We start from the raw sequence: 22,731 nt of genomic DNA on the forward strand, positions 1-22,731 counted from the left end.
AATCCGTATAATAGAAGGATATGGAAAGGGGGAATTGATTTGGTCAAAAAAGAAATAACCAAAAAGCAGTTTGAATTTCTTGAACAAGAATTTACCTACCTGCAAAATGGCGGGACCATTTCCGAGGAAGAGAAGAAAAAGATGTTAGCTTCCTATCATGTGAAGGCCTCTTTAAGTTTCGTCTCCATCCTATTAGCGATTGGAGCCGTCCTTTTAGGGCTTGGCGTCTTAACATTCGTGGCCAGCAACTGGATGTATATAAGTAAAGGCGTTAAATTCCTATTGATCATCGCCTGTTTGATTGGCGTGAATGTTGCCGGGGTCAGGTGGGAGACACGCTTTCCAAAAACCTCCCGAAGTCTGCATTATGTCGGGATTCTCATATTTGGAGCAGGTATATTTTTAGTCGAGCAGATGTTTAACATCAGCATCAATTTTAACAGTTCCTTTTTGTTATGGGGGATTGGAGCCATCTGCATCGGATATTACCTAAAGGACACCATTGTCCTCCTATTCACTTCATTTTTACTTTTCGTTTACCTTAATGGCAGCATCTTTCTTGATGAAACGTCTTATCCGCTGGCCATTATCATCCTTCTACCGGCGTTATATTTTCTAGTAAAGCAACTCAACTATCCTAGGTTTCTATCCTTTATCGTTAATGGCTTAACGATCAATGCCCTCATCCTTTTTCTCATGGAATTCGTACCTAAGCTAGTGGAGGGTAACGGGGATACCATCATTCTCTCGATTCTTTTTATCGTAGGAATCCTGATCGCTTACATTCGCGTTCCAGTTAAGTTGCAGAGAATCACACATATTCAAGGACATCTCCTCCACGGGATTGCGGCTATCTTCTTAACTTACGAGCTTGTCATATGGTTTCCTTTAGCTTATTTTCTTTTTCTCCTTTACCTGATACAAAAAGGAAGCTTGACCAGTATCGTGATCATATGTGCATTGATATTCAGGTACTATATCGATTCCTTTGAATTCCTGCCGAAGTCACTGACCTTCATCATCGGAGGCCTCCTGCTCCTTGTGTTTGGCTTCTTCTTTGAAAAACAACGCCAAAAAGGAGGGGAATCCATTGAATCGTAATAAATTTTTGCGCCCGCTCATCGTATTCGCCATTCCTGTTTTGATTCTTATAGCCCTGGCCGTTCCACCCGTCTGGACAACTTTGTTTGGTGAAGAAATCAAAATCCGAACGGCTCCGATCGATCCGACGGACTTATTCAGGGGAAGCTATGTAGCATTAGGATATGAGATAGAATCCGTCACGCTCGACCAACTTGATGAGACGGTGAAAACTGATTTCCACAGTAAGAATGTCGGAGATTACAAAAGTGTATATGTTTCATTAAAACAAGACAGTAATGGGCATTACGGCGTCCACCATGTATCGAAGGAAAAACCGGATGAAGACATGTATCTCAAAGGAAAATTACAAATCCCCTATGATTTACAAAGGGCCTCGTCCATTCACATTAAATATGGCTTAGATAATTATTACGCTCCTAAAGACAAGGCATCGGAACTGGAAATGTCCGCTGCTACAAAAACGGCCATGGCCGTGGTGAAAGTGAAGAACGGAAATGCGGTATTGCAGGAAATCATCGTACCGTGATTACACATGCGAAAAGCATAGGAGGCATCGAATGAGATGCTTCCTATGCTTTTTTTTGGCAACATTATTTTATTTGATGAGCCTTTTAGCCCCGATATAGCGATCCTTCCAATACTTGTCGCTCATCTTCACGACCTTCACGCCTTTTGTGGTCGTTCCGACAAATGTACCGTTCCCATTATAAATGCCGACGAAGGAAACCTTGCCTTTCTTGCTACCGGTCGCATAAAACACCAAATCACCTGTTTTTAAGTTTTTCTGTTTTACAGCCTTTCCTTTCTTATACTGTTCCGCACTGGTTCTTGGAATTTTCATGTCTGTCGCCGCTTGTTTATAAACATATTGAGTGAGTCCACTTGCATCGAATCCTTTTGGTGTCGTTCCGCCATATTTATAAGGGCTTCCCACTTGTTTTGCTGCTACTGCAGCCACTTCGTCTCCATAATTAATGGACGCCGAAGCATTGGCCGGACTGAAAACGAAAGCTACCAACAATGCGGCAAGTGCAAGTACGGCCACAAGCCATTTTGAAACAGGTAATCTAAGACTCATCTTTTTTCTCCCCCAATCTGTAAATGAAACACAATTTTAAATATATGAAGTACATTCGCTTTCATTCCTTGATTCACCTTTTTTTCAAAAAAAAGCTTTGTATTGAGGATGAACTCTACAATCCAGACAAAAACTTAGAAACTTCTTAGATCAAATATAAAAAACGACGCTGTTAAATTATGTTAAATTAAGTATAATCATGTATGAACCATTGTAAGTAATTTCAATAATAGACTGGGGGTTTTTTATGAGGAATAAAAAGAAAATAATCATCATGACATTATTTTCAGCTTTGCTGTTCTGCATGGTCATCGTTTTGAGTTCTCTTTCACCACTAGCGGATACAGGTAAAAATGCGAATCAATTTAATTCTATCGGGATGTGGCTTTCCATTGCGATGATGCTGGTACTGTATTTCGTCCCATTGCTCCTGTATGTTATCGGCTTGGAGTGGATGAAATATGTAATGGCCGTATTCTGCTCATTATCCTTACTGTCTTTGTTACCCATGATCGGCATAGTCGTATTTCTTGGTGTAATGGAAGGCTTCACTTCATCACTCATCGGCGTGGTCATCGTCAGTGGGATGAATGTACTCATCAATACAATCTGGTTCTTCACGGCATTCTCTAAAGGAAGCAAGACTTCCATTGGAGGAAGTTTGAAAAATCCTATTCAAAATTAAAAAAAGAAACCAGATATCACCGTTCCATAGATAGGTGGTGATATCTGGTTTCTCCGCTTTCTTTGATTCAAGAAGGATGATCTACTATTTAGGTTTCTCGTATTTCTTAGCCTCATCACTGTCGCTCATGCCTTGTGTCGTATGGTCAATTACGCCGCCGATTCCAAAAAACGTAAGCGCAATGAAATTAATGATCCCCATAGCCCCGTTCAATGCATCATCGGTGATGGTAAAGCCAATCGGGTGTATAAAGTTATTGATAAACGCAGCAACCATCTGCGTTACCATCAAAACACCTGGCAAAAATACAGTAAAAATAAACGTAGGATTTTTAAAACGAACTTTCCAGTTAATCAATTTTCTCTATCCCCTATTATCAGTGCCGTCCACACTACAATGGTACGAACTTGCTATATCATATGCTGCTTGTCCTTTTAGCGTTCGAGAAATTCATGCCCCCCTAGAAAATCCCTTAGACCAAAAAAAGGAGATCCATCCAAAGACAGAACTCCCTTTTAAATCCTTATAGCATCACCACACCTCACTTTAACAAATAGGTGACGGCTTCCTCTAGTTCAACAAATTCATCCGTATGCCACTGCATGTTTTCCTTTTGAAAATACGCTTCTGTTTCGAGTGGCAAATTAGACGTAATCATCCGCAATCCCTTTCTTTCTATTTCCCCTGGAATGGAGAATGCCGGCAGATCCTCTGTTAACCAATACCGTTTATATTGCTGTCCCAACTGATCCTTTTCGAAATGACCGATGAGCTGGCCGTGATTCATGAAAATCAGGTAATCAGCAAGTTTGCGGATGTCTTCCATTTGATGGGTCGAAAAGAAGATGGTTTTCCCTTCCCTCTCCATCCACTTAATCAAAAAATTCATGTATCGCTGTTTTGAGATGATGTCCATAGAAGCCGTTGGCTCATCCAGGATCAATAGTTCGGCATTTCTTGCTAAAGTCAGCGCAGCTATTAGCTTTTGTTGATTTCCCTGAGACAACTTTCCATACTTCTTATTCAGGGGGACCTCGAAGGTTGTGATCACCTCGTCAAACAATACCTTATCCCAAGTGGGATACCATCTAGAAGATAACCGCAGTAATTCATGCCCCGTAAACGAATCGCAGCCAATCAAAGCTTGCGGCTGATAAGCGACTTTTTGTTTCCAGGCTTCATCTTCCTGCTTCGTATTCTTCCCAAAAATGATAATATCACCAGCATCTTGTCGCGCCAATTGCATGACCATCTTCAGCAGTGTACTCTTCCCGGCGCCATTATTCCCAATCAAGGCTGTCACGGTACCTGGCTCTAGCGTCAGATCAATCGGTCCCAACGAAAAGTCCTCGATTTTCTTTTTGACAGAATGAATCTCAAGCGACGTTGTCATGGTTTCCCCTCTCCTTTTTCCGTTTTGAGCTCTTCTATTAAACCCGTAAAAATCTCCTCAATTTCCTTGAATGAATAGTTTTGTTGAAGTGCAGCTTCAATGCTATTTTTCATGGCTTCCTGGACTGATTTTATTTTCACACTGCGGAGTAGGCTTTCCTCAACGTCTGCCACGAACGTCCCTTTTCCCTGGATTGTTGTGATAAAGCCTTCCGTTTCTAAATCTTGATAAGCTCTACGGGTCGTGATGGCACTGACTTCCAGATCTTTAGAAAGCATCCTGATCGATGGCAAAGGTGAACCCGAAGACAGCTGTCCGCTTGCTATCAAAGCTTGGATTTGAGCCGTTATCTGATGATAAATGGGGATTCTTGATTCTTTTGATAAACGAACCGGCAGCTCCACTTTACTTCTCCTCCCTATATATCATTATTTTAGATAATCAATTTGGAACATTTTCTTTTTCATATATCGCTTCCAGAAGTAATAGCCCCCGACCGTTACGACTGCCGAAATGAGAATCGACCCGATCGCGAAGTTCTTAGCGGCTTCCATCGCCCAACCGACAACTCCCCTATCTGTTTTCAAGGATAACCACACGAGCACGGACGTCACTCCACCATAAAAGACTACACTATATATACCTAACTTAATCGGGGTGATTCGTTCCCCTACATCACTTGCTGCAAAAACGAAAGAGGACGAAACACCAAAAGCCAGCCAGATAATCGAGAAGGCAACATACTCCAAAACAACCATGGATTCTAGAAGTCTTGGAGTAAATAATAACAAAAACAAAACCTGGAAAGGCAGACTAGGGAACAGCATGTGAACAAACCGGCTTTTAATCAATACTTCCTTTTCGATAGGAAACATATTTAACATCATGAAAAACGGGGACACCCAAACATCTCCCTCCACCTTTTGAAGCTGCAATTCTTTCGGCCTTACCATGAAGGCCACACAACCAAATGACAATATAAAACCAATGTCGGTCAAAAGTGATGGTGCCTGAGTCTCCACTTCCAAAACCCATGAATAGGAAGCAGCCAGTACAAACAGTGCAAAAAATAAACATAGCGTGCCGAACCAAGATTTCCTCCATTCGATACTTGCGAGCCAAAAAGCATCTTTCCATGTATTCATCATCTAAACTCCTCTCAAATTGTTATGGTGTTTATATCTATATACACACTATATGTTAAATACATACAATTATCAACCACAAAAGTAATTTTTAGGTAAAAAAACTGATAGGCTCATAGAAAAGCTTAATCCCTTAGCACTTGTATATGGGAATTTTTGAAACCTTTCTAACAGGGTAGCCGTAAATAAAATAGGAGGTGTACCATGAAAAAGTATGCGATATTCATATTGAGCTTCTTGTTACTCTTTACCTTGCTACACATTTCAGCAGGTCTATTATTAACCGCTACATACACTCCCGATCCCACCAACGCACAACTGAGCCTCCCATTAACCCAGGAAGTGACTTTTGGTGACCAGTCACAAATCCCGACTTTATTGATTGCAACAGTAGCGGCCACTTTAGCTTACCTAGTCCCAACAAAATGGGGAAAGAATTAATAACAAGAAAAGACCGTTCAACTATATGAACGGTCTGGAAATACCTAATCCGAAATAACAAATGACATTAGGCTTAGGATCTTCCATCTAATCCTGCGCCACTATTTGATAGTCTATCAAAAACGCCCCTATCCGTTCGGCCGCTTCTGTCAATCTCTCAACCGGCTGGACAAGGGCCATTCGAACATATCCTTCACCCTGTTTTCCAAAAGCATCTCCTGGGACCACGGTTACACCCGCCTTTTCAATCAGTTTATAGGCAAAGTCGCGTGACTTCCATCCAGCCGGAATGCGGGCCCAAATGAACATTGTCGCAGCAGTTTTCGGCACGTGCCAACCGGATTTTGCGAGACCCGATACCAAGGCGTCACGACGGGCTTCATATACGTTCACCTGATCGGACAACAAGGAAAGGTTGGAGGTAAGTGCCATCTCGGCCGCCTTTTGAATCGGGTAAAAGACCCCATAATCGATATGGGACTTCAAAGTCCCTAAGATGTTCAGTACCTCTTGATTTCCGACTGCATACCCAATACGGCAGCCGGCCATATTGAACGTTTTTGAAAGCGAATTGAACTCGATCCCAACCTCCTTTGCACCCGGGATGGATAGGAAGCTGATCTGAGGATGATCATCGAAAATCAGTTCTGAATAGGCAAAGTCATGTACGACCAGAATGTCGTTCCTGTTTGCAAAGGAGACGACCTCGGCAAAAAAGGTTTCATCCGCAAGGGCCGTGACTGGATTTCCTGGATAACTAAGGATCATCAGCTTCGTCTTGGCCAAGATATCTGCCGGAATATCACTCAGCTGGGGCAGAAAATGATTCTCTTGCGTAAGCGGCATCGGATAGATCACGCCACCTGCAAGATTCACACTTGCTTCATATATCGGATAGCCCGGATCGGGCACCAACACATAATCGCCCGGGTCAATCATCGCAGTCGCCAAATGGGCAAGTCCATCCTGCGATCCCATCAGCTGCAATACTTCCGTATCCGGCTCAAGATGCACCCCGTAACGCTGTTCATAAAAAGAACAAACAGCATTATGGAATTCCGGTATTCCCTTCAACGTATACCCGTATGCAGTTGGATCTTTTGCATACTTTACAAGTGTATCTCTTACAAAGTCCGGCGGAGGCATATCCGGACTTCCGACACTCAAATCAATAACATCTTTGCCTTCCCTCAACGCCTTTTGTTTACGGTTCGCCAGCTCCGAAAAGATTCCCGTTTCGAAATTCCCTACTTTTGCAGATGGAGTAATTTTCATGATAAGTCCCCTTCACCTCGTGTTTTTTATCTAGTGCTTTAGTAAATGTCCTGTTCCTAGCTTGTCAGCTTTATAGGTGGAATTTGTTCTTTACGTTATCTAAACAGTTCGTGGTTAGTTCACGAATACCTCCAAAACCTTTATTATGAAAGGATATCTTGAATATTGAATAAACCAACAGGTAGACTCATAGATTCCCCTTAATCATTTACACCATTTACCATTTATTATAAAATGTAATGGGAAATATTATCAATATATGAATATATATAGAAATGCAATCGGGACGTACTACATGTTGAAATGAGGATGACACTATGGGTTTTAAGGATTTTATGGGTAAACAATTTCTTGATATTATCGAATGGGAAGACGCCACCAACGATACCTTGGTCTATAAGTTCCCCATGAAAGATAACGAGATTCAAAATGGGGCACAGTTGACCGTACGCCCAGGCCAAAACGCCGTTTTCGTTGAGGAAGGAAAAGTGGCTGATGTATTTAGCGAAGGAATGTATAAGCTTGAGACGAAGAACCTGCCTATCTTAGCAGACATTAAAGGCTGGGCTTTCGGATTTAAATCCCCGTTCAAAGCCGATGTGTACTTTGTAAACACCAAAAAATTCATCGATCAGAAATGGGGGACATCCAACCCGATTTGGATTAATGATCCAAAGTTTGAACAAGTGGAAGTCAAGGCTTTCGGAACCTTTGGTTTTCGGATTGAAGACCCCAAGATGTTCATTCATACCGTCAGTTCCACAAACAAAATCTATAAGTTGAATGAACTAAAAGGGCAATTGAAGGAATATGTCTTAAGCGAATTTTCCAATGTCGTTGCCAAACAAGGTGTGACGATCACTGAGTTATCCCAGAACTATCGAGTGATGAACGATGCGATGAAACAGGAACTGGAAAACGAATTCACGGATATGGGACTTGAAATCGTTTCCTTTACCGTCACCAACATTTCCTTGCCGGAAGATTTAACGAAGTTCTTGAAAGAAAGAACGCGCATTAACATGATGGGTGGCATGAACAACTACAAAGATGTCAGAAAGCTTGATGCCTTAGAGAATGTTTCTGAAAAGGAAGGCTCTGCCGGTGATATGATGCAAGCCGGGATGGGACTTGGTGCCGGCCTCGGTTTTGGGCAACTCATTTCCCAATCTCTTCAAGGTGGAAACCAGAACAATGAACCATTGCACACGGAGAAAACGGCACCGTCTGAACAAACCGAAAAGTGTCCTGAGTGTAATCATGACAATCAAAAAGGCGCAAAATTCTGTGGCAATTGCGGAACGAAAGTAGAACGAAAGGCTGTTGCCGCCTTTTGTACGGAGTGTGGCCATCCCAATACGCCGAATTCTAAATTCTGTGCAGAATGCGGGAATAAACTAAAATGATGAAGAAATGGAACATTCATTTGATCATCACAATGCTTTTCGGTTTCACCTCCCTCCTCATCTTTCCCGTCGATGTCACACTAGCCGATGTAGGGAATGGTGTATCGCATAATGAGGAACCGGAAGACGAATTCGTCAATACTTCCACGACTTCAGGGGAAGGCATCGACTTATGGTTTTTGTTTTACTTTCTAAAAAAATATCCCGTATTGGGAGTCATTTTGATCATCGCTTTCTTTGCCTATAAAAAATTCGGTAAAAGCAGCCAACAAACACAACGAAGAGGCACCACATCCAATAGGAATACCGTAAAAAGCCCAGAGCCTGCCTACCGGCCTGTAGACGCTAATCTTGCAGGATTGAAATCGAAAGATCCTCTGTTTCATGATGAAGTGTTTTTATCGAAAATCAATAATATGTTTCTCCAATTACAGCAAGCTTGGATGGAGAAACAGTGGAACAGTATCCGACCGTTTGAAACGGATCCATTATTCAATATGCATAACCGGCAATTACAGTCCTATATTGACCAGCATAAAACGAATGTGGTCGAAAATATCGCCATCCTTGAATCGAAAATCGTTCGCTATGAAAATGACGGATCCAATGACGAACTCGATGTATATATCAAAGCCCGGATGAATGATTACGTAATCGATGATCACACCAAGAAAGTCCTCAAAGGCAATCCTGACCGGGATATTTACATGTCTTATATCTGGACACTGATCCGGAAGGAAACCGTATTGACCGAGACTCAAAAAGAGAAATATGATGTGACGCAATGTCCAAACTGTGGGGCGAATGTCAGTATCAATGCATCCGGACAATGCGAATATTGCGATAGCGTAATTTCAAGCGGGGAATATGATTGGGTGCTCTCCAAGATCAAAGTCATCAGCCAAAAATAAAAACGAGTAGGAATTTCCTAACTCGTTTTTTCTTATTTATGTTCTTGATTAGATGCTTGTTTCCACTGATCGTTTCCTTGCATGGAACACTTGATAAAGGACCAATGCAAACAGTGATAGGATCGCACCGGATATAAAAGGTAAACCGATGGAGATGGAGAATAACCAACCACCTATAGGAGGGCCCGCAATCCTTCCGAATGAATCAAAGGAAGAAAGTAAGCCCGTGACCCCACCATGGCCGGATGTTGAACTTTTAGTGACCAGTGCCGAGATGGCAGGGCGGATGACACCGTTCCCCAATCCGAAAATCGTCAGGAAAATCGCCGATGTCCAGAAATTAGTCGAGAACAAGATGAGCACAAATCCAATCGCCGATACGACAATTCCGATTCGAATGACGTTTCCTTCCCCGAACTTCTTGGTCATCGGTCCGATTAATCCACCTTGAACAATCGCACTACCGAATCCCATGATCATAAAGATATAACCTAATTGAACAAGACTTATATCAGCCTTTTGGGCTGCAAAATAAGCAAACGTCGTCTCTAAGCCCGCCATGGAAAGGGTAATGATCAATTGCAGAATAAACAGGACGCTCATCGGACCTTTAAAGGATTTCCACATGGACACCTTTTCTTCCGTCCGGTGGGATCTTTTTTCTTCAGTAAGCGATTCTTTCAGTAATATCATGACTAATATGAGGGTAATGATGGATGAAATGCCGGCGATGTAAAACGGCATATTCAAACTCGTCTCCGAGAATATCCCACCAATGGCCGGACCGAATATGAAGCCAAGTCCTGTAGCGGCCCCAATGATTCCCATCCCTTTTCCCCGTTCTTCAGGTGTCGTAATATCTGCTACGTATGCCATGGCAGTTGGCATATTCGCTGAAGATAAGGCACCCCCGATAATCCTGGCGATGAATAACACCAGTAAAGAATCCGCCGATGCCATGATGAAAAACGAAACAGCCAAGCCTGCGATCCCGATCATCATAACCGGCTTCCGGCCAATCCGGTCAGATACGCGGCCCCACATTGGTGCGAATATCAATTGCATGAACGAATAGACAGCCATCAAAAGACCAAGCTCTGTCGGGCTTCCTCCCACTTTTTCAGCCAGGAAAGGCATGACGGGAATGATGATTCCAAACCCAACCATGACTAAAAACATCACTAAGAAAAGAACGGGTAATACCTTTTTTGTTTCCATGATTTATCTCCCTCTATTCCCCATTTGGTAGAATCTTCTGTTAGATTTTATATGTATCCACTTTACCATCCATTCTATTATACAACTATCCCTTTACACAGCATTGTTTCATACTATGTTCATTCGTTTTAATCTAATAATGATGTCGTCATCCCTACATATTATCCCTCATCATGTAAAAATACACTCAATTTTGGAGACACGAATAAATAAAGAAGCCCAATCCAAAGATCGAGCCTCCATTATCCACTCTTACTCACGGAACCAATTCGCCCCTTCATCCATATGTACAAATGGGATGGTGGTATCAATCACACCCATGATTCTTTCTTTTTCAATATCTTCTCCTGCAAGCCATTTTGCAAAGTCCAAAACCGTAGGCTCCTGATTGCCGCCCAGTGCAATCCATGCTTTCATTTCACGCGGCAAATAAACCGACGTATGGATCGTCCCTGCCCAGCTGCTATACAAATCGGAAAAAACACCCTGATTGGTGTCGTTAAACAAACGAAATGCTTCATATGTATCCGAGATGCTATCCTGTTGTTGATGGATAGTGTCCAATCTCCGTTTCGAATCCACAAGATGATGACGGTTTTCATGCTTCAGGATCTCAAAATGATTGGTGCAGGCAGTCGCTGTCCGGACCTCCACATTTCTTGGGGACGTTTCTATTATAAAACTCTTCCCACTTCCATCATGAACGACGTATGTGAATGAATGTCGATGCGGAATTTCCTTCAGCATCGCAACGGCTTCCTCGACATTTGCACAAGACTCCAATATCAATCGGCCAATCATGCAGCAAATGAATCCATCGCCGGGATTTTTCCGATTCATGAAGTTATACCCTATCGATAGCCCTTTTTCGTTCATCCCATCCATCCGTCCAGTCCCGCGTTGGCTCGGACCGATGCTCGCATACCCCTGGTCCGTCGGCTGGAATAGCACATAACGTCCCTCATAGGTTTTCGGATGGTAATCATAATTACGCACCAAATACGAATCGCCTGTCATGATCGAACAACCCGATCGAACATAATCCAATCTATAGCCGCCGAACTCCTGGAGAACACGTTCGATTGGCCATTTTAATGCTTCTTGGAACCCGAGTATTTCTTCCCATACGCCAGGTGCAAATGAAGTAATTGCATTTTTGACCTCTTCCTCTTCAACCGTAAAACGTGGCTGCCTTACTTTCCACTGATCTTCACGATTTTTAACAGTGAGGGAATCCTTTAACTTTTCCCCCTGCATGAATCCAAAGTCATAATGCGTACCCCTAAATTGTAGTATTTCACTGTATAGGTGCTTCACGAATTATCCCTCTTTTATCCTAGTGGTTATCTCCCATTAAGAATACTCGATGTATAGTTGAAAATAAAGAAACTAATGCTTTTTATTTAGAAATTACTCACTGATTCGGTGGGATATGGTTTTAAAACCATTCAAAGGGATGATGGCCTCTATGAGAATGACCCCTATTAATATAACAAGTGGCGTGGAAATAATTCTGTAAATGTAAGAGTATTTCGGTATAGTAAAAAAAAGGTTACTATGAATCTGAAGGAGATGACTATTTATGGCTTGCCCAATAACGATTAATATTAAATGATAAGCTTTTATTTGAAGCCATCCGTTTTCTGAGCGCGGACCATTTCCTTAGCATTATGATTAGCCGTTACCAACTCTTCTTCTAGAAAAGGGACTGTAGCAATACTTTCATTGAGGTCGGCACCGATAATATCTCCTGGAATGCCGCAAAAAAAGCCCCACAAGATGATCATCATCCTGCAGGGCTCTCTTTTAGTTTTCGTCTATTTCATTACGTTTTTTCTTGAATAGTTTTGATAATACTTCGTAAACGATTGGAACGATAAGCAATGTTAATAGCGTTGAACTTGCTAATCCACCAATTACTGTAATACCAAGACCTTTTGAAATTAAACCGCCGCCGCCTGAGCCGAATGCTAATGGCATTAATGCTCCGATGGTTGCAATGGCCGTCATCAGGATTGGACGGAGTCGTGTTGCGCCAGCTTCTAGAATGGCTTCACGCATACTCATACCATCACGTTCCATATGAATGATCCGGTCTACAAGTACGATGGCATTTGTTACAACGATACCAATTAACATGAGAAGTCCCATCATGACCGATACCGAGATCGTTTCACCAGCGATTAATAAACCTACAAACGAACCAATGACCGTAAACGGTAAGGAGAACAGGATAGCAAATGGTGCGACACCCTCACGGAATGTGACAACAAGGATGAAGTACACGATTGCGATTGCTGCGATCATGGCTAAACCAAGTTGGGTAAATGTTTCTGACATATCCGCTGCTACACCGGCTACACCGATTGTCACGCCTTTTGGTAAGTCTAATTTATCAATGTCTTCATCTATTTCAGAAGTAGCCTTTGAAATATCTTTATCTGTGATGGTTCCTGAAACAGTGGCGTAGTATTCACCTTTACTACGGGCCAATGTATTCAACGTGGTTCCTTCTTTAACCGTGACCAATTCAGAAAGTTTCATCGTCGTACCTGTTGCGGTTGGTACTTTTTTATCTAACATATCATCAATTGATTTTGGCTGTTCGTCTTGATCTTGCTGAACGATGACTTCTACTGACTCACCGTCTTTTTCAATGGTTGTTAATACTTCTTCTTGGGTAGAAGGGCTTAACATCCCAATGATTTGAGCTGTAGTTAATCCATACTTCAATAATTCATCTTGTTCTACTTTGAATGTATATTCCACATAGGCATCCTCTGTACTAGAAGAAACGTCCTTTAAGCCGTCATTTTTCTTCATAACGCCTTCTACTGTTTTTACCGCGTCATTTAATTTACCTAAATCTTCACTGTAGAACGTGTAGCTGACTTCATCACTCGCCACAGACATAGACGAGAAGTTCTGGCTCTTCCATTCGCCTGATTGACCAATATTGAAGACATATTCTTCAATCTCTTCCCGTACTTCCGGGAAGTTTTTCATGTCTGGGTCAAAGATCAGGTACATGAGGGCACCGCTTCCGCCCCCGCCCATCATTGCGGCCATGGAGTCGCCATCCTCTGTTACGGATAACTGAACAATATCAATCTCGTCACGTTTCAGTAACTTCTTTTCCACCACTTCAAGGTTCGCTAATGTTTCTTCTTTGAGCTCCCCTGGTTCTGGTGTGTAGGTTAAGTACATCACTTTTTCTTCTTCGCTACCTAAGAAACTAAAACCGATTAATGGCGTTAACGCCAAACTGCCGGCTAATAGAACCACAGATATGATGGAAGTGATCACTTTATGATTCAATGTCCATCTAAGAACACGTTTGTATCCCTTAGCTAATTTGCCAAGCTCTTTATGATTACTCTCGGTCTTCTCACCATATAATTTTTTCTTAAATAAGAAGTGAGATAATGCCGGCACAATCGTTATGGCAACGACTAACGAAGCCAAAAGGGCAAATGTCATGGTTAATGCAAATGGCGTGAACAGTTCGCCTACCATACCGCCAACGAAGATAAGCGGAGCGAATACCGCAACCGTTACTAATGTTGATGACATGATTGGCTTGAACATTTCGATTGTCGCTTCTCGCACCAATGCACGACCCGTTAATTTTTCATCTTTCAAATGCATGCGTCGGTAAATATTTTCAACAACAACGATCGAGTCATCGATTACACGTCCGATGGCAACCGTAATCGCACCCAATGTCATGATATTTAATGTGATTCCCAGGCCATTTAAGATTAGGAAGGCCATAAAGATTGAAACAGGAATCGAAATGATCGAAATGATCGTCGATTTAATGTCCCTTAGGAATAAAAGGATGATTAATATCGCAATTAAACCGCCGAATAGCGCTTTTTCTATCATCGTCGAAACGGATTCCTCAATTGGTTCCCCTTGGTCAAGACTGACATCGACAACTAGGCCATCAATCTTTTTCTCTTCTTCTTTAATTAGATCTTTTACATCGTTAACCACGTCAACTGTGTTTGCTTCCTGCCCTTTGACAATTTGAATGGCAATCGCATTTTCACCGTTCGTACGTGATACGGATTCTTCTTTCCCAACTAGCTCAACTTTAGCAATATCGCTAAGTTTCACAAAAGGTGCTGGATTGCTAGCTGATGGTGTTACAGGAATAAGCATTCCCTTCAATTCTTTAGCTGTCATGAACTTACCGTCTACTGAAACGGCCTGTTCCCCTTCTTCGAATTCGTAAAGGCCTAATGATACAGCTAAATCACTTGCCTGAATCATTTCCTTTACCTTATCTTCCGTAAGGTCCAGTTTAGCCATTTTTGCTTCGTCATACGTTAATTCAACTTCTTCTATATGCTGGCCAGTGGTAGTGGCCGAAGCAACCCCGTCGATTTTCTCGATTTTTGGAAGTAAACTATCTTCCACGGTTGACGTTAATTCAACAATATCCTCTTTTGTACTGCTTACACTCAATGCCATAACAGGCATCATGTTTAAGCTGATGGCTGTAATCGTCGGCTCTTCCGCTTTCTCCGGTAACTTTACTCCGTCAATTGCCGATTCAAGAGCACGCTTCGCCTCATCCATATCGATCCCATATTCATATTCCACTTGAATATTGGACATATTGGAATACGAATTGGAATAAACGGCTTTCACGTCCTCAAGCCCTTCAACCGCTTCCTCTAATGGTATCGAGACCTCATCCATCACTTTCTCTGGAGTAGCACCAGGATATACACCCATCACCGTTAAATAGGGAATTGTAATATCCGGGATTGTCTCCGTTTTCATTTGCGTACCCGAATAAATACCAGATACCGTAATAATAATTGTAAGGAGCCACACTGCTAGTTTATTCCTTAGAACAAAATTGACTAAACCTCTCACCTTTACACCTACCCTTAATTGACTTATCAAACATATTTACTTATACTAATGACTAATTAGTCATTTGTCAACAATATGACCTAGGAGCGAATGGAATGATTAAAAAGGAACTCATAATGGAAACGGCCATCGAACTCTTTGCAAAACAAGGGTTTAACGCTACCTCCGTACAGCAAATCACCGATCACTGCGGCATTTCAAAGGGTGCCTTTTATTTATCTTTTAAATCCAAAGATGAATTGATTATAGCGCTAGTCGATTATTTTATGATACAGCTCGTCTCAAATATTGACCACGTAGTCAAAAACACAGCAGATGAAGACCTTTTATATGAATTTTTCTATACCTCATTTAAATCTTATCTGAACCATACAGACTTCGCTAAGATTATTTTTAAAGAACAAGCACAATCATTAAATGAAGAGCTCATAACACGAATTCAACACTATGAAAGAATCAATGAAACGAGTATCCTCTCATTGGTTGAACGACTATATGGGGACGATATCATTCAAACAAAATATGATTTAACCTATTGTATAAAAGGATTCTTGCAACAGTATGCTGTTTTATTTTTATTCTATAATATACCGTTGGATTTAGTCCGACTCTCGCAATCTCTTGTGGAAAAAACGAATATACTGGCAAGGCATTCAACCATTCCTTTTATTTCACAAGAATTGACGGAAATAATCAGTCCTGTCATGTGCGAAGAAATGACAAAGGAACAGCTACTCGATCTTATGGATAATAAGATTGAGGAAATCGAAGAGTCCATTGAAAAAGAATCCTTACTCCTGCTCAAGGAGCAACTGATTGAACAAACTTTCGGACCGGCCATCATAAAAGGATTGCTCGAGAACCTTCACGCTCATCCACATTGCAAGTACCTAGCTTATTTACTTCGCCAATATTATAATTTTTAACTCTAAAGAAGGGGAGAAGGCTTTGAATTAAGCTTTCTGCCTTTTTTCTATGCACTTACTCTTTATATTCATCCTTAGGTACAATTATTAACACCCTCCATTTATTTTATCATGTGTTTCTAACTTTCTTTCATTTGAATGTTCTCATTCTTGTCTTTTTTTCAACAATTGCTTGGACAGCTTTCCAACAAGTCCGATTTATGACTTTTTTTAAAACAACTCACCATTTGGGCTCCCCTTCATAATCTGTATCAGGAAGATTTTGAGGGAGATGGATTATGGGATGGGATTGACGGCTCTCCATTGGATTTATGTTTTATTCATCGTGTTGATCATCGGGTTTATGGTAAAGCGTCGGGATACCACCCTCATTTGCATCGTTGGCATCTTCATTTTGGCGCTCGTCTCTACAGGCAGTTTGGCTTCCTCCATCAGTGGCGTATTCAATAGTTTCGCTTTCGCCATCACCGAGTTAATGTCGACCATTTTGATCATCTCCATCATTGTTGCCATGAGTACGGTCTTGACGAAGTCCGGTATCAATGATGTCATGATCGCACCTTTTGCTAGATTCATTAAAAACCCCACACTCGCTTTTTGGGTGATTGGAATCGTCATGATGGGCATCTCCTGGTTTTTCTGGCCATCTCCTGCCGTCGCTTTGCTTGGTGCCGTGCTGCTACCGGTCGCATTGCGGGCCGGATTGCCTGCACTAGGCGTAGCGATGGCGATGAATTTATTTGGCCACGGCATTGCGCTTTCGGGTGATTTTGTCATTCAAGCGGCACCAAAACTCACGGCTGATGCGGCTTCGATTCCGGTCGGTGACGTCATTTCAGCCAGCATCCCGCTCGTCATCACAATGGGCGTCGTGACTACGGTTTCTGCGTTCATCTTCTTGAAGCGGGATATGCGGCTTGGTCGCATTCAACCTACCGTACAAGAAGCAATCGACGAAGACCAGGATGGGATGAATGAAGAGTTACTTACGATGGGACAGAAGAGGTTTTTTGCGATATTCATCCCATTGGCCTTTTTACTGGATGTCGTCGCTCTTTGGCTTCTGAAATTACAAGGCGGCGAAGCAACAGCATTGGTTGGCGGAACCGCCGTTTTTATCTTGCTGATCTTATCTCTCGTGGCCCATGGCCATCCTGGCCTTGAAAAATCAACGAGCTACTTGATTCAAGGGTTCCAATTTGGCTTCAAGGTTTTCGGTCCGGTCATCCCGATTGCCGCTTTCTTCTATTTAGGCGATTCCGGCTTCACTAAAATCATCGGGGACTACTTACCGAAAGCCTCTCTCGGCATCGTCAACGATTTGGGTGCAGCACTCGCCGCCTCGGTTCCATTGACGAAAGAGATAGCTGCCGTCACACTGACAGGCATCGGTGCGATTACCGGCTTGGATGGTTCCGGGTTTTCAGGTATTTCCCTGGCCGGTTCGGTCGCAAATCTATTCGGGACGGCGATTGGAAGCGGTACTGCGACGTTGACTGCCCTCGGCCAAATCACGGCAATCTGGGTCGGAGGCGGTACCTTGATTCCATGGGCACTCATCCCAGCGGCCGCCATTTGTAACGTCAGTCCATTTGAACTCGCCCGCCGAAACTTGCTTCCGGTATGCATCGGTTTATTCGTGACGACGATCGTGGCGATGTTTTTGATTTGATCCGTATAACTTAAGCCAGTGCGCATCCATTTAATGCGCACTGGCTTTTTTGAATAACAAAACACCATTGACAATTATAGGTAATTACGATAATTTAATTATAGACCGAACGTTCAGTTTATCATTGGAGGCTTATCTGACATGAAACAACAAAGTACCCCCTCTCCCACTAAGCTTAAGATAGCTAAAGAAGCAGAAAAATTGTTTGCCCAAAAGGGATACGCCGCTACGTCAATGGAAGACATCACAAACGTCTCCGAAAGCAGTAAAGGGAGCATTTATTATCATTTCAAAAGCAAGGAAAAACTTTTCTTGTACATCGTCGAGAATAACGCCGACGAGTGGAAGCGCGCCTGGAACATCAAGCAAAAGAACTACCGCACGAGTGTAGAGAAATTATATGCATTGGCAGACCATTATCTTGAAGATCTGCAAAGTCCTTTAATTAAAGCCGCTGAGGAATTTGGCGGAAGTGAAACGGCTGACCCTGAGATTTTTGCGCATATTTTAGAAATTTATCGCAGTCAGTATTATGACACGTATGAAGCCGTCATTGACCAGGGAATTAATGAAGGGGCGTTCACCGAAGATAATCCCAAAGACCTTATGTACATTCTCTTTGGCATGCATGCCGGATTACATGCCACCTATTACGAGATGGAATTTCCTGAAATCAGGAGACTATATCACAAAAGCGTGGACGTCTTTTTAAAAGGCATTTCGAAACACTAGAGAAACAAACATCCCTTTCTTATCCTTTTCCCAAGAAAGGATGTTCCTCGATTATTTAACGATAATCCTGTAGAACCATTTTTTTAGGAATTTATTAAACCGAACGGTCAGATTAATTAAGAAGGAGCTGCCTGTGGATGAACCAATTATTGAAAAATAAGGTTTTCTGGATCATGTTGAGTTCGGATATGCTTGATCAAATCAGCATATGGATTCGAAATATGGCCGTTTTGTTTTACATTATCGAAAAAACGAATCAGGATCCGGTCGCGATATCCCTTATCACTGTCATCGAGTACGCCCCCATCTTCTTATTTTCCTTTATAGGCGGAACCTTTGCCGACCGTTGGAATCCAAAGAAGACGATCATTAGCGGCGGGCTGCTCAGCATCGTTTCGATTCTGATCATTTTAGGTTTCATCTCATTCGGGATGTGGGAAGCCGTTTTCTTTGCCACATTCGTGTCAGCAATCGTCTCTCAATTTTCACAACCTTCTTCCGCGAAGATTTTCAAACGGCACATCCCTGAAGATCAAGTCGGTTCGGCGATAGGCATCGTGCAAAGCCTAGGTTCCCTGTTCTTGATTCTAGGACCCATCATCGGTACGGCCGTCTATTCGAATTTTGGCATTTCGGTTTCCCTTTCCTTGTTAATTCTTACATTTGGATTATCCACGGTCATCACGCTCTTTTTACCGAAGGATGCCAAAAAGCAAAAACAGGATGACTCGACGATTGTTACAGAAATTAGACAAGGCTTTCACTATGTACTCCATAATCACAATTTGAAAAGAATCGCCCTGACCTTTTGTTTCTTGGGTCTTGGAGCAGGCCTCGTACAACCGCTCGAGGTTTTTCTGATCACGGATAGGCTACAATTGCCAAAAGAAGCCCTTCAATGGTTATCCGCTGCAGCAGGGGCTGGTTTACTGATTGGGGGAATCATCGCGGCCACTTTAGTTAATCGTCTTCATGTGAGGGTGACGTTTGTTGGTACGTTTTTATTGTTAGCCCTTTCCACCGTTATCGAAGTACTGTCCACTTCCTTTATTTTAACGGCATCGATGAGATTCATCACCGCCTTCATGATGGCGTTCATGCAAATACTCTTAAGCACCATGATGATTAAACTTGTGGAAGAAAAATTCATCGGCAGAACAAATGGCATCATCACGCCCATCTTCATTCTATTTCTCTTAATTGGAACGGCTTCTTCGGGTCCATTGCTGAAAATAACTTCGCTATTCACGGTTTTTAGTTTATCCGCTATCACCGTTGCCCTGGCAGCTATCCCGGCTTTGGGCATGTCGGTCGCATCACATACTGAAAATAAAGAGGAAAGAATCAAAACTTTGTAAGGTTAAGAAAAAAACATCCCCGCTAAAAACGGGGATGCAAGTGGTTTACGCCTTCGTCAATGTTTCTTTAATACTGCTGTACACTTCTTGCCAAAGCTGTTCGTTTTGGGCATAAGATTCCCCGATTTTCTTAAAAAGCTCCTTTTGTGCCGCTTCAAAATGTTCGTCTTCCTTAGCTGGTAAATCCTTGCGCAATTCCATTACGAACTCCTGTACTTTAGGTGCTCGAGGGCCCCAAACCGCTTTTTCCTTCCCTTGATTATCGATGAAAATAAAGATGGGAATCGATCGTGCCGTTCCATTCGTTAAATACTGATCCATCAGCTCAAGGTTTTGATCCCGCAGAATCATCCGCGTATCAATATTTGCTGCCTGTGCGATGTTCAAAAGGATTGGGATATTCATCATCGCGTCGCCACACCAATCTTCTGTAATGACAATCGCTCTCAGCTCTTTCCCTTTTACTTCTTCGAAAAATGCACGGTCTTCTTCCGAAATGGAAAAACGCTCGTATACGGATTGCAAGCCTTCCTTATTCACTTTCATCGACTCCACAAATTCCTTTGCAGGTATCCCCTTTTCAAACCATTCATGTAATGTCGTCATGTTCCCACTCCTAACTAATTTTAATTAAAAATACCATAAACCGGTTTATTTTTCAGCCCATTGATTCGGGAGAAACGAATCATGTAACTAAATTAATATATTAAAAAAATGTTTTCATTTTAGAAAACAAGGGAAATTTATTAGTAGCTAACTAAATAACTAGTACTTTTCATTAATACAAATGTTTGTAACTTAGGAGATGGATTTTGTGGAAGGTTTTCTCTATGCACTTATCCCCGCATTAACGTGGGGAAGCTTGGTACTTGTTTCCGAAAAACTCGGGGGCAACTCATATAACCAAACACTCGGTATCACCATCGGCTCTTTATTGTTTGCCATCGTGATGTCGGTCATCAATCCTCCCGAATGGACGAGCCTCATCTGGATTGTCGGAATCATTTCAGGGATTGGCTGGGCGTTCGGTCAACTTTTTCAGTTCAATAGTGTCAAGGAAATGGGCGTTTCCAAAACCGTTCCCATTTCAACCGGATTGCAAATACTAGGAAATACATTTTTTGCGGTTATCGTCTTTAAGGAGTGGAACACCACTTCGACGATCATCCTTGGCGTGATTGCCATCATTTTCTTGATTGCGGGTGTATTGCTGACAAGCTATGAAGGTAGTAAAGGGAAAAATGAAGGCAGCATGAAAAAAGGAATCCTTTACTTGATCGTCTCCACTCTTGGTTTTGTCACCTATGTCATCGTCGTCAGATGGTTTGACATTGACGGGTGGTCGGCTATCTTGCCACAAGCGATCGGAATGTTTATTGCAGCTTTCCTTCTATCCATTAAACATAAACCATTCAACAAATATGCCGGACGCAACATCTTAACTGGGATCATGTGGGCGACCGGGAATATCGGTCTCCTTCTCGCTAATCCAAAAGTGGGCGTTGCCATTGCCTTTTCATTCTCGCAAATGGGTATCGTCATTTCCACTTTAGGCGGCATCTTCCTATTAGGAGAGAAAAAATCAAAGAAACAAATGACCTATGTCATCATCGGTTGTATCTTAGTCATCGCCGGTGGCGTCATGATTGGATTCACAAAAGAATAAATAAGGGAGAGGATATAGTATGTATACAGATTTAGAGAACAAGGTAGTCGTAATCACAGGGGCCGCAACAGGATTAGGTAAAGCAATGGCGGAACGCTTCGGAAAGGAAAAAGCACGAGTTGTCTTAAATTATCATTCGGAAGAGAACGACTATAAGGAAATCATTCAAACGATTGAAGCTTCAGGCGGGAAGGCCGCAGCCATTCAAGGCGATGTTACAAAAGAAGAAGATGTGAAGAAATTAATTCAGTTTGCAGTGGATACATTCGGTACCATCGACATCATGATCAACAATGCCGGCATTGAAAATGAAGTGCCAAGCGAAAAACTGACGCTAGAAGATTGGCAAAAGGTCATCGACGTCAACCTTACCGGCATGTTTTTAGCAAGTCGGGATGCAATCAGTTATATGTTAGAACATGATATTAAAGGAAACATCATCAATATGTCTTCGGTTCATGACAGAATTCCATGGCCACATTTTGTTCACTATGCAGCAAGTAAAGGTGGCGTCAAAATGATGACCGAAACACTTGCCCTTGAATATGCGCCAAAAGGAATCCGCGTGAATAACATTTCCCCTGGAGCGATCGATACACCGATTAACGCCGAGAAATTCAATGATCCAAAGGCGACACAAGAAGTCATCGACCTGATTCCGATGGGCTATATCGGAAAACCGGAACAAATCGCTGCATGTGCGGTTTGGCTCGCATCCGAAGAATCCAGCTACGTCACCGGCTTGACACTATATGCGGATGGCGGCATGACCAAATACCCTGGATTCGAAGCTGGGAAAGGTTGATTATAGGGATTACCGACACGGCGTTC

At 42.3% G+C, this 22,731-nt stretch carries 23 protein-coding genes; 12 read left to right on the top strand and 11 right to left on the bottom strand.

Annotated features, from left to right (window positions below; all coding sequences use genetic code 11):
- The first annotated feature begins 39 nt into the window (after positions 1-39).
- The gene (locus ACIQXH_RS17160; RefSeq protein WP_403124916.1) at positions 40-1,101 is read left to right on the top strand and encodes a DUF2157 domain-containing protein; all 1,062 of its coding nucleotides are present in this window, start codon (positions 40-42) and stop codon (positions 1,099-1,101) included.
- On the top strand, positions 1,091-1,630 hold the full coding sequence (locus ACIQXH_RS17165; RefSeq protein WP_403079878.1) for a GDYXXLXY domain-containing protein: 540 nt from the start codon (positions 1,091-1,093) through the stop codon (positions 1,628-1,630). Before ACIQXH_RS17160 ends, ACIQXH_RS17165 begins: the two co-directional genes overlap by 11 nt.
- A 69-nt stretch (positions 1,631-1,699) precedes the next feature.
- Here ACIQXH_RS17165 and ACIQXH_RS17170 read toward each other — a convergent pair whose 3' ends face one another.
- Positions 1,700-2,182, bottom strand: a complete 483-nt coding sequence (locus tag ACIQXH_RS17170) for a C40 family peptidase (RefSeq protein ID WP_402871515.1) — start codon at positions 2,180-2,182, stop codon at positions 1,700-1,702.
- Positions 2,183-2,429: 247 nt separating this feature from the next.
- On the opposite strand from ACIQXH_RS17170, the gene ACIQXH_RS17175 reads away from it, so the two are divergent.
- The gene (locus ACIQXH_RS17175) at positions 2,430-2,867 is read left to right on the top strand and encodes a DUF5391 family protein (RefSeq protein ID WP_402871517.1); all 438 of its coding nucleotides are present in this window, start codon (positions 2,430-2,432) and stop codon (positions 2,865-2,867) included.
- Positions 2,868-2,951: 84 nt separating this feature from the next.
- Here ACIQXH_RS17175 and ACIQXH_RS17180 read toward each other — a convergent pair whose 3' ends face one another.
- The 4 genes from ACIQXH_RS17180 to ACIQXH_RS17195 form a co-directional block, all read right to left on the bottom strand.
- The gene (locus tag ACIQXH_RS17180; protein WP_402871520.1) at positions 2,952-3,224 is read right to left on the bottom strand and encodes a phage holin; all 273 of its coding nucleotides are present in this window, start codon (positions 3,222-3,224) and stop codon (positions 2,952-2,954) included.
- A gap of 184 nt (positions 3,225-3,408) precedes the next feature.
- Entirely contained in the window at positions 3,409-4,260 is an 852-nt protein-coding gene (locus ACIQXH_RS17185) for an ABC transporter ATP-binding protein (RefSeq protein ID WP_402988920.1), read from the bottom strand.
- Positions 4,257-4,664 carry a GntR family transcriptional regulator gene (locus ACIQXH_RS17190; protein WP_402871525.1) on the bottom strand — a complete coding sequence of 136 codons (408 nt, stop codon included), beginning with the start codon at positions 4,662-4,664 and terminating at the stop codon, positions 4,257-4,259. Before ACIQXH_RS17190 ends, ACIQXH_RS17185 begins: the two co-directional genes overlap by 4 nt.
- Positions 4,665-4,688: 24 nt before the next feature.
- A complete protein-coding gene (locus ACIQXH_RS17195; RefSeq protein ID WP_402959334.1) occupies positions 4,689-5,405 on the bottom strand; it encodes a hypothetical protein in 717 nt (238 codons plus the stop codon).
- A 204-nt stretch (positions 5,406-5,609) separates the two neighbouring features.
- Here ACIQXH_RS17195 and ACIQXH_RS17200 point away from each other — a divergent pair, with 204 nt between their 5' ends.
- Positions 5,610-5,846, top strand: coding sequence for a hypothetical protein (locus ACIQXH_RS17200; RefSeq protein WP_402988926.1), 237 nt, complete (start codon positions 5,610-5,612; stop codon positions 5,844-5,846).
- An 87-nt stretch (positions 5,847-5,933) separates the two neighbouring features.
- Here the strand turns inward: ACIQXH_RS17200 and ACIQXH_RS17205 are convergent, their stop codons facing one another.
- Positions 5,934-7,121 (bottom strand): LL-diaminopimelate aminotransferase, encoded by a 1,188-nt coding sequence (locus tag ACIQXH_RS17205; RefSeq protein ID WP_403124919.1) that lies wholly within the window; start codon positions 7,119-7,121, stop codon positions 5,934-5,936.
- A gap of 317 nt (positions 7,122-7,438) precedes the next feature.
- On the opposite strand from ACIQXH_RS17205, the gene ACIQXH_RS17210 reads away from it, so the two are divergent.
- Together ACIQXH_RS17210 and ACIQXH_RS17215 are read left to right on the top strand one after the other, a co-directional pair.
- On the top strand, positions 7,439-8,527 hold the full coding sequence (locus ACIQXH_RS17210) for an SPFH domain-containing protein (RefSeq protein WP_403124922.1): 1,089 nt from the start codon (positions 7,439-7,441) through the stop codon (positions 8,525-8,527).
- Complete coding sequence (locus tag ACIQXH_RS17215; RefSeq protein WP_402871539.1) at positions 8,524-9,438, top strand: TIM44-like domain-containing protein; 915 nt, start codon at positions 8,524-8,526, stop codon at positions 9,436-9,438. Before ACIQXH_RS17210 ends, ACIQXH_RS17215 begins: the two co-directional genes overlap by 4 nt.
- A gap of 48 nt (positions 9,439-9,486) precedes the next feature.
- Here ACIQXH_RS17215 and ACIQXH_RS17220 read toward each other — a convergent pair whose 3' ends face one another.
- The 4 genes from ACIQXH_RS17220 to ACIQXH_RS17235 form a co-directional block, all read right to left on the bottom strand.
- Positions 9,487-10,656 (bottom strand): MFS transporter, encoded by a 1,170-nt coding sequence (locus tag ACIQXH_RS17220; protein WP_402871542.1) that lies wholly within the window; start codon positions 10,654-10,656, stop codon positions 9,487-9,489.
- 252 nt (positions 10,657-10,908) lie between these two features.
- Positions 10,909-11,973: a C45 family autoproteolytic acyltransferase/hydrolase gene (locus ACIQXH_RS17225; protein ID WP_402871545.1), complete on the bottom strand. Its 1,065-nt coding sequence runs from the start codon at positions 11,971-11,973 to the stop codon at positions 10,909-10,911.
- 305 nt (positions 11,974-12,278) lie between these two features.
- Entirely contained in the window at positions 12,279-12,446 is a 168-nt protein-coding gene (locus tag ACIQXH_RS17230) for a hypothetical protein (protein ID WP_403124925.1), read from the bottom strand.
- A 16-nt stretch (positions 12,447-12,462) separates the two neighbouring features.
- Complete coding sequence (locus ACIQXH_RS17235; RefSeq protein WP_402988943.1) at positions 12,463-15,546, bottom strand: efflux RND transporter permease subunit; 3,084 nt, start codon at positions 15,544-15,546, stop codon at positions 12,463-12,465.
- 95 nt (positions 15,547-15,641) lie between these two features.
- On the opposite strand from ACIQXH_RS17235, the gene ACIQXH_RS17240 reads away from it, so the two are divergent.
- The 4 genes from ACIQXH_RS17240 (at position 15,642) to ACIQXH_RS17255 (ending at position 20,234) form a co-directional block, all read left to right on the top strand.
- Positions 15,642-16,472 carry a TetR/AcrR family transcriptional regulator gene (locus tag ACIQXH_RS17240; protein ID WP_403124929.1) on the top strand — a complete coding sequence of 277 codons (831 nt, stop codon included), beginning with the start codon at positions 15,642-15,644 and terminating at the stop codon, positions 16,470-16,472.
- Between the two features lie 271 nt (positions 16,473-16,743).
- Positions 16,744-18,144 (top strand): hypothetical protein, encoded by a 1,401-nt coding sequence (locus tag ACIQXH_RS17245; RefSeq protein ID WP_403124931.1) that lies wholly within the window; start codon positions 16,744-16,746, stop codon positions 18,142-18,144.
- A gap of 141 nt (positions 18,145-18,285) precedes the next feature.
- A complete protein-coding gene (locus tag ACIQXH_RS17250) occupies positions 18,286-18,876 on the top strand; it encodes a TetR/AcrR family transcriptional regulator (RefSeq protein ID WP_403124934.1) in 591 nt (196 codons plus the stop codon).
- A gap of 137 nt (positions 18,877-19,013) precedes the next feature.
- Positions 19,014-20,234: an MFS transporter gene (locus ACIQXH_RS17255; RefSeq protein WP_403124937.1), complete on the top strand. Its 1,221-nt coding sequence runs from the start codon at positions 19,014-19,016 to the stop codon at positions 20,232-20,234.
- A gap of 45 nt (positions 20,235-20,279) precedes the next feature.
- Here ACIQXH_RS17255 and ACIQXH_RS17260 read toward each other — a convergent pair whose 3' ends face one another.
- Positions 20,280-20,840, bottom strand: a complete 561-nt coding sequence (locus tag ACIQXH_RS17260; RefSeq protein WP_402871568.1) for a thioredoxin family protein — start codon at positions 20,838-20,840, stop codon at positions 20,280-20,282.
- Positions 20,841-21,039: 199 nt separating this feature from the next.
- Between ACIQXH_RS17260 and ACIQXH_RS17265 the strand changes: the two genes are divergently transcribed.
- Both ACIQXH_RS17265 and ACIQXH_RS17270 read left to right on the top strand, forming a co-directional pair.
- Positions 21,040-21,900: a GRP family sugar transporter gene (locus ACIQXH_RS17265; RefSeq protein ID WP_403124940.1), complete on the top strand. Its 861-nt coding sequence runs from the start codon at positions 21,040-21,042 to the stop codon at positions 21,898-21,900.
- Positions 21,901-21,919: 19 nt separating this feature from the next.
- Positions 21,920-22,705, top strand: a complete 786-nt coding sequence (locus ACIQXH_RS17270; protein WP_402988958.1) for a glucose-1-dehydrogenase — start codon at positions 21,920-21,922, stop codon at positions 22,703-22,705.
- Positions 22,706-22,731 lie beyond the last annotated feature (26 nt).

It is taken from the genome of Peribacillus sp. NPDC097225 (assembly GCF_044761955.1).
Classification (GTDB): domain Bacteria; phylum Bacillota; class Bacilli; order Bacillales; family DSM-1321; genus Peribacillus.

What these genes read in the sequence shown, in the direction of transcription:
- ACIQXH_RS17250 (WP_403124934.1), top strand. Translation starts at nt 18,286, where the DNA reads ATGAAACAACAAAGTACCCCCTCTCCCACTAAGCTTAAGATAGCTAAA.
- ACIQXH_RS17185 (WP_402988920.1), bottom strand. Translation starts at nt 4,260, where the DNA reads ATGACAACGTCGCTTGAGATTCATTCTGTCAAAAAGAAAATCGAGGAC.
- ACIQXH_RS17220 (WP_402871542.1), bottom strand. Translation starts at nt 10,656, where the DNA reads ATGGAAACAAAAAAGGTATTACCCGTTCTTTTCTTAGTGATGTTTTTA.
- ACIQXH_RS17265 (WP_403124940.1), top strand. Translation starts at nt 21,040, where the DNA reads ATGGATTTTGTGGAAGGTTTTCTCTATGCACTTATCCCCGCATTAACG.
- ACIQXH_RS17260 (WP_402871568.1), bottom strand. Translation starts at nt 20,840, where the DNA reads ATGACGACATTACATGAATGGTTTGAAAAGGGGATACCTGCAAAGGAA.
- ACIQXH_RS17255 (WP_403124937.1), top strand. Translation starts at nt 19,014, where the DNA reads ATGAACCAATTATTGAAAAATAAGGTTTTCTGGATCATGTTGAGTTCG.
- ACIQXH_RS17200 (WP_402988926.1), top strand. Translation starts at nt 5,610, where the DNA reads ATGAAAAAGTATGCGATATTCATATTGAGCTTCTTGTTACTCTTTACC.
- ACIQXH_RS17230 (WP_403124925.1), bottom strand. Translation starts at nt 12,446, where the DNA reads ATGATGATCATCTTGTGGGGCTTTTTTTGCGGCATTCCAGGAGATATT.
- ACIQXH_RS17245 (WP_403124931.1), top strand. Translation starts at nt 16,744, where the DNA reads ATGGATTATGGGATGGGATTGACGGCTCTCCATTGGATTTATGTTTTA.
- ACIQXH_RS17170 (WP_402871515.1), bottom strand. Translation starts at nt 2,182, where the DNA reads ATGAGTCTTAGATTACCTGTTTCAAAATGGCTTGTGGCCGTACTTGCA.
- ACIQXH_RS17215 (WP_402871539.1), top strand. Translation starts at nt 8,524, where the DNA reads ATGATGAAGAAATGGAACATTCATTTGATCATCACAATGCTTTTCGGT.
- ACIQXH_RS17175 (WP_402871517.1), top strand. Translation starts at nt 2,430, where the DNA reads ATGAGGAATAAAAAGAAAATAATCATCATGACATTATTTTCAGCTTTG.
- ACIQXH_RS17270 (WP_402988958.1), top strand. Translation starts at nt 21,920, where the DNA reads ATGTATACAGATTTAGAGAACAAGGTAGTCGTAATCACAGGGGCCGCA.
- ACIQXH_RS17195 (WP_402959334.1), bottom strand. Translation starts at nt 5,405, where the DNA reads ATGAATACATGGAAAGATGCTTTTTGGCTCGCAAGTATCGAATGGAGG.
- ACIQXH_RS17210 (WP_403124922.1), top strand. Translation starts at nt 7,439, where the DNA reads ATGGGTTTTAAGGATTTTATGGGTAAACAATTTCTTGATATTATCGAA.
- ACIQXH_RS17205 (WP_403124919.1), bottom strand. Translation starts at nt 7,121, where the DNA reads ATGAAAATTACTCCATCTGCAAAAGTAGGGAATTTCGAAACGGGAATC.
- ACIQXH_RS17240 (WP_403124929.1), top strand. Translation starts at nt 15,642, where the DNA reads ATGATTAAAAAGGAACTCATAATGGAAACGGCCATCGAACTCTTTGCA.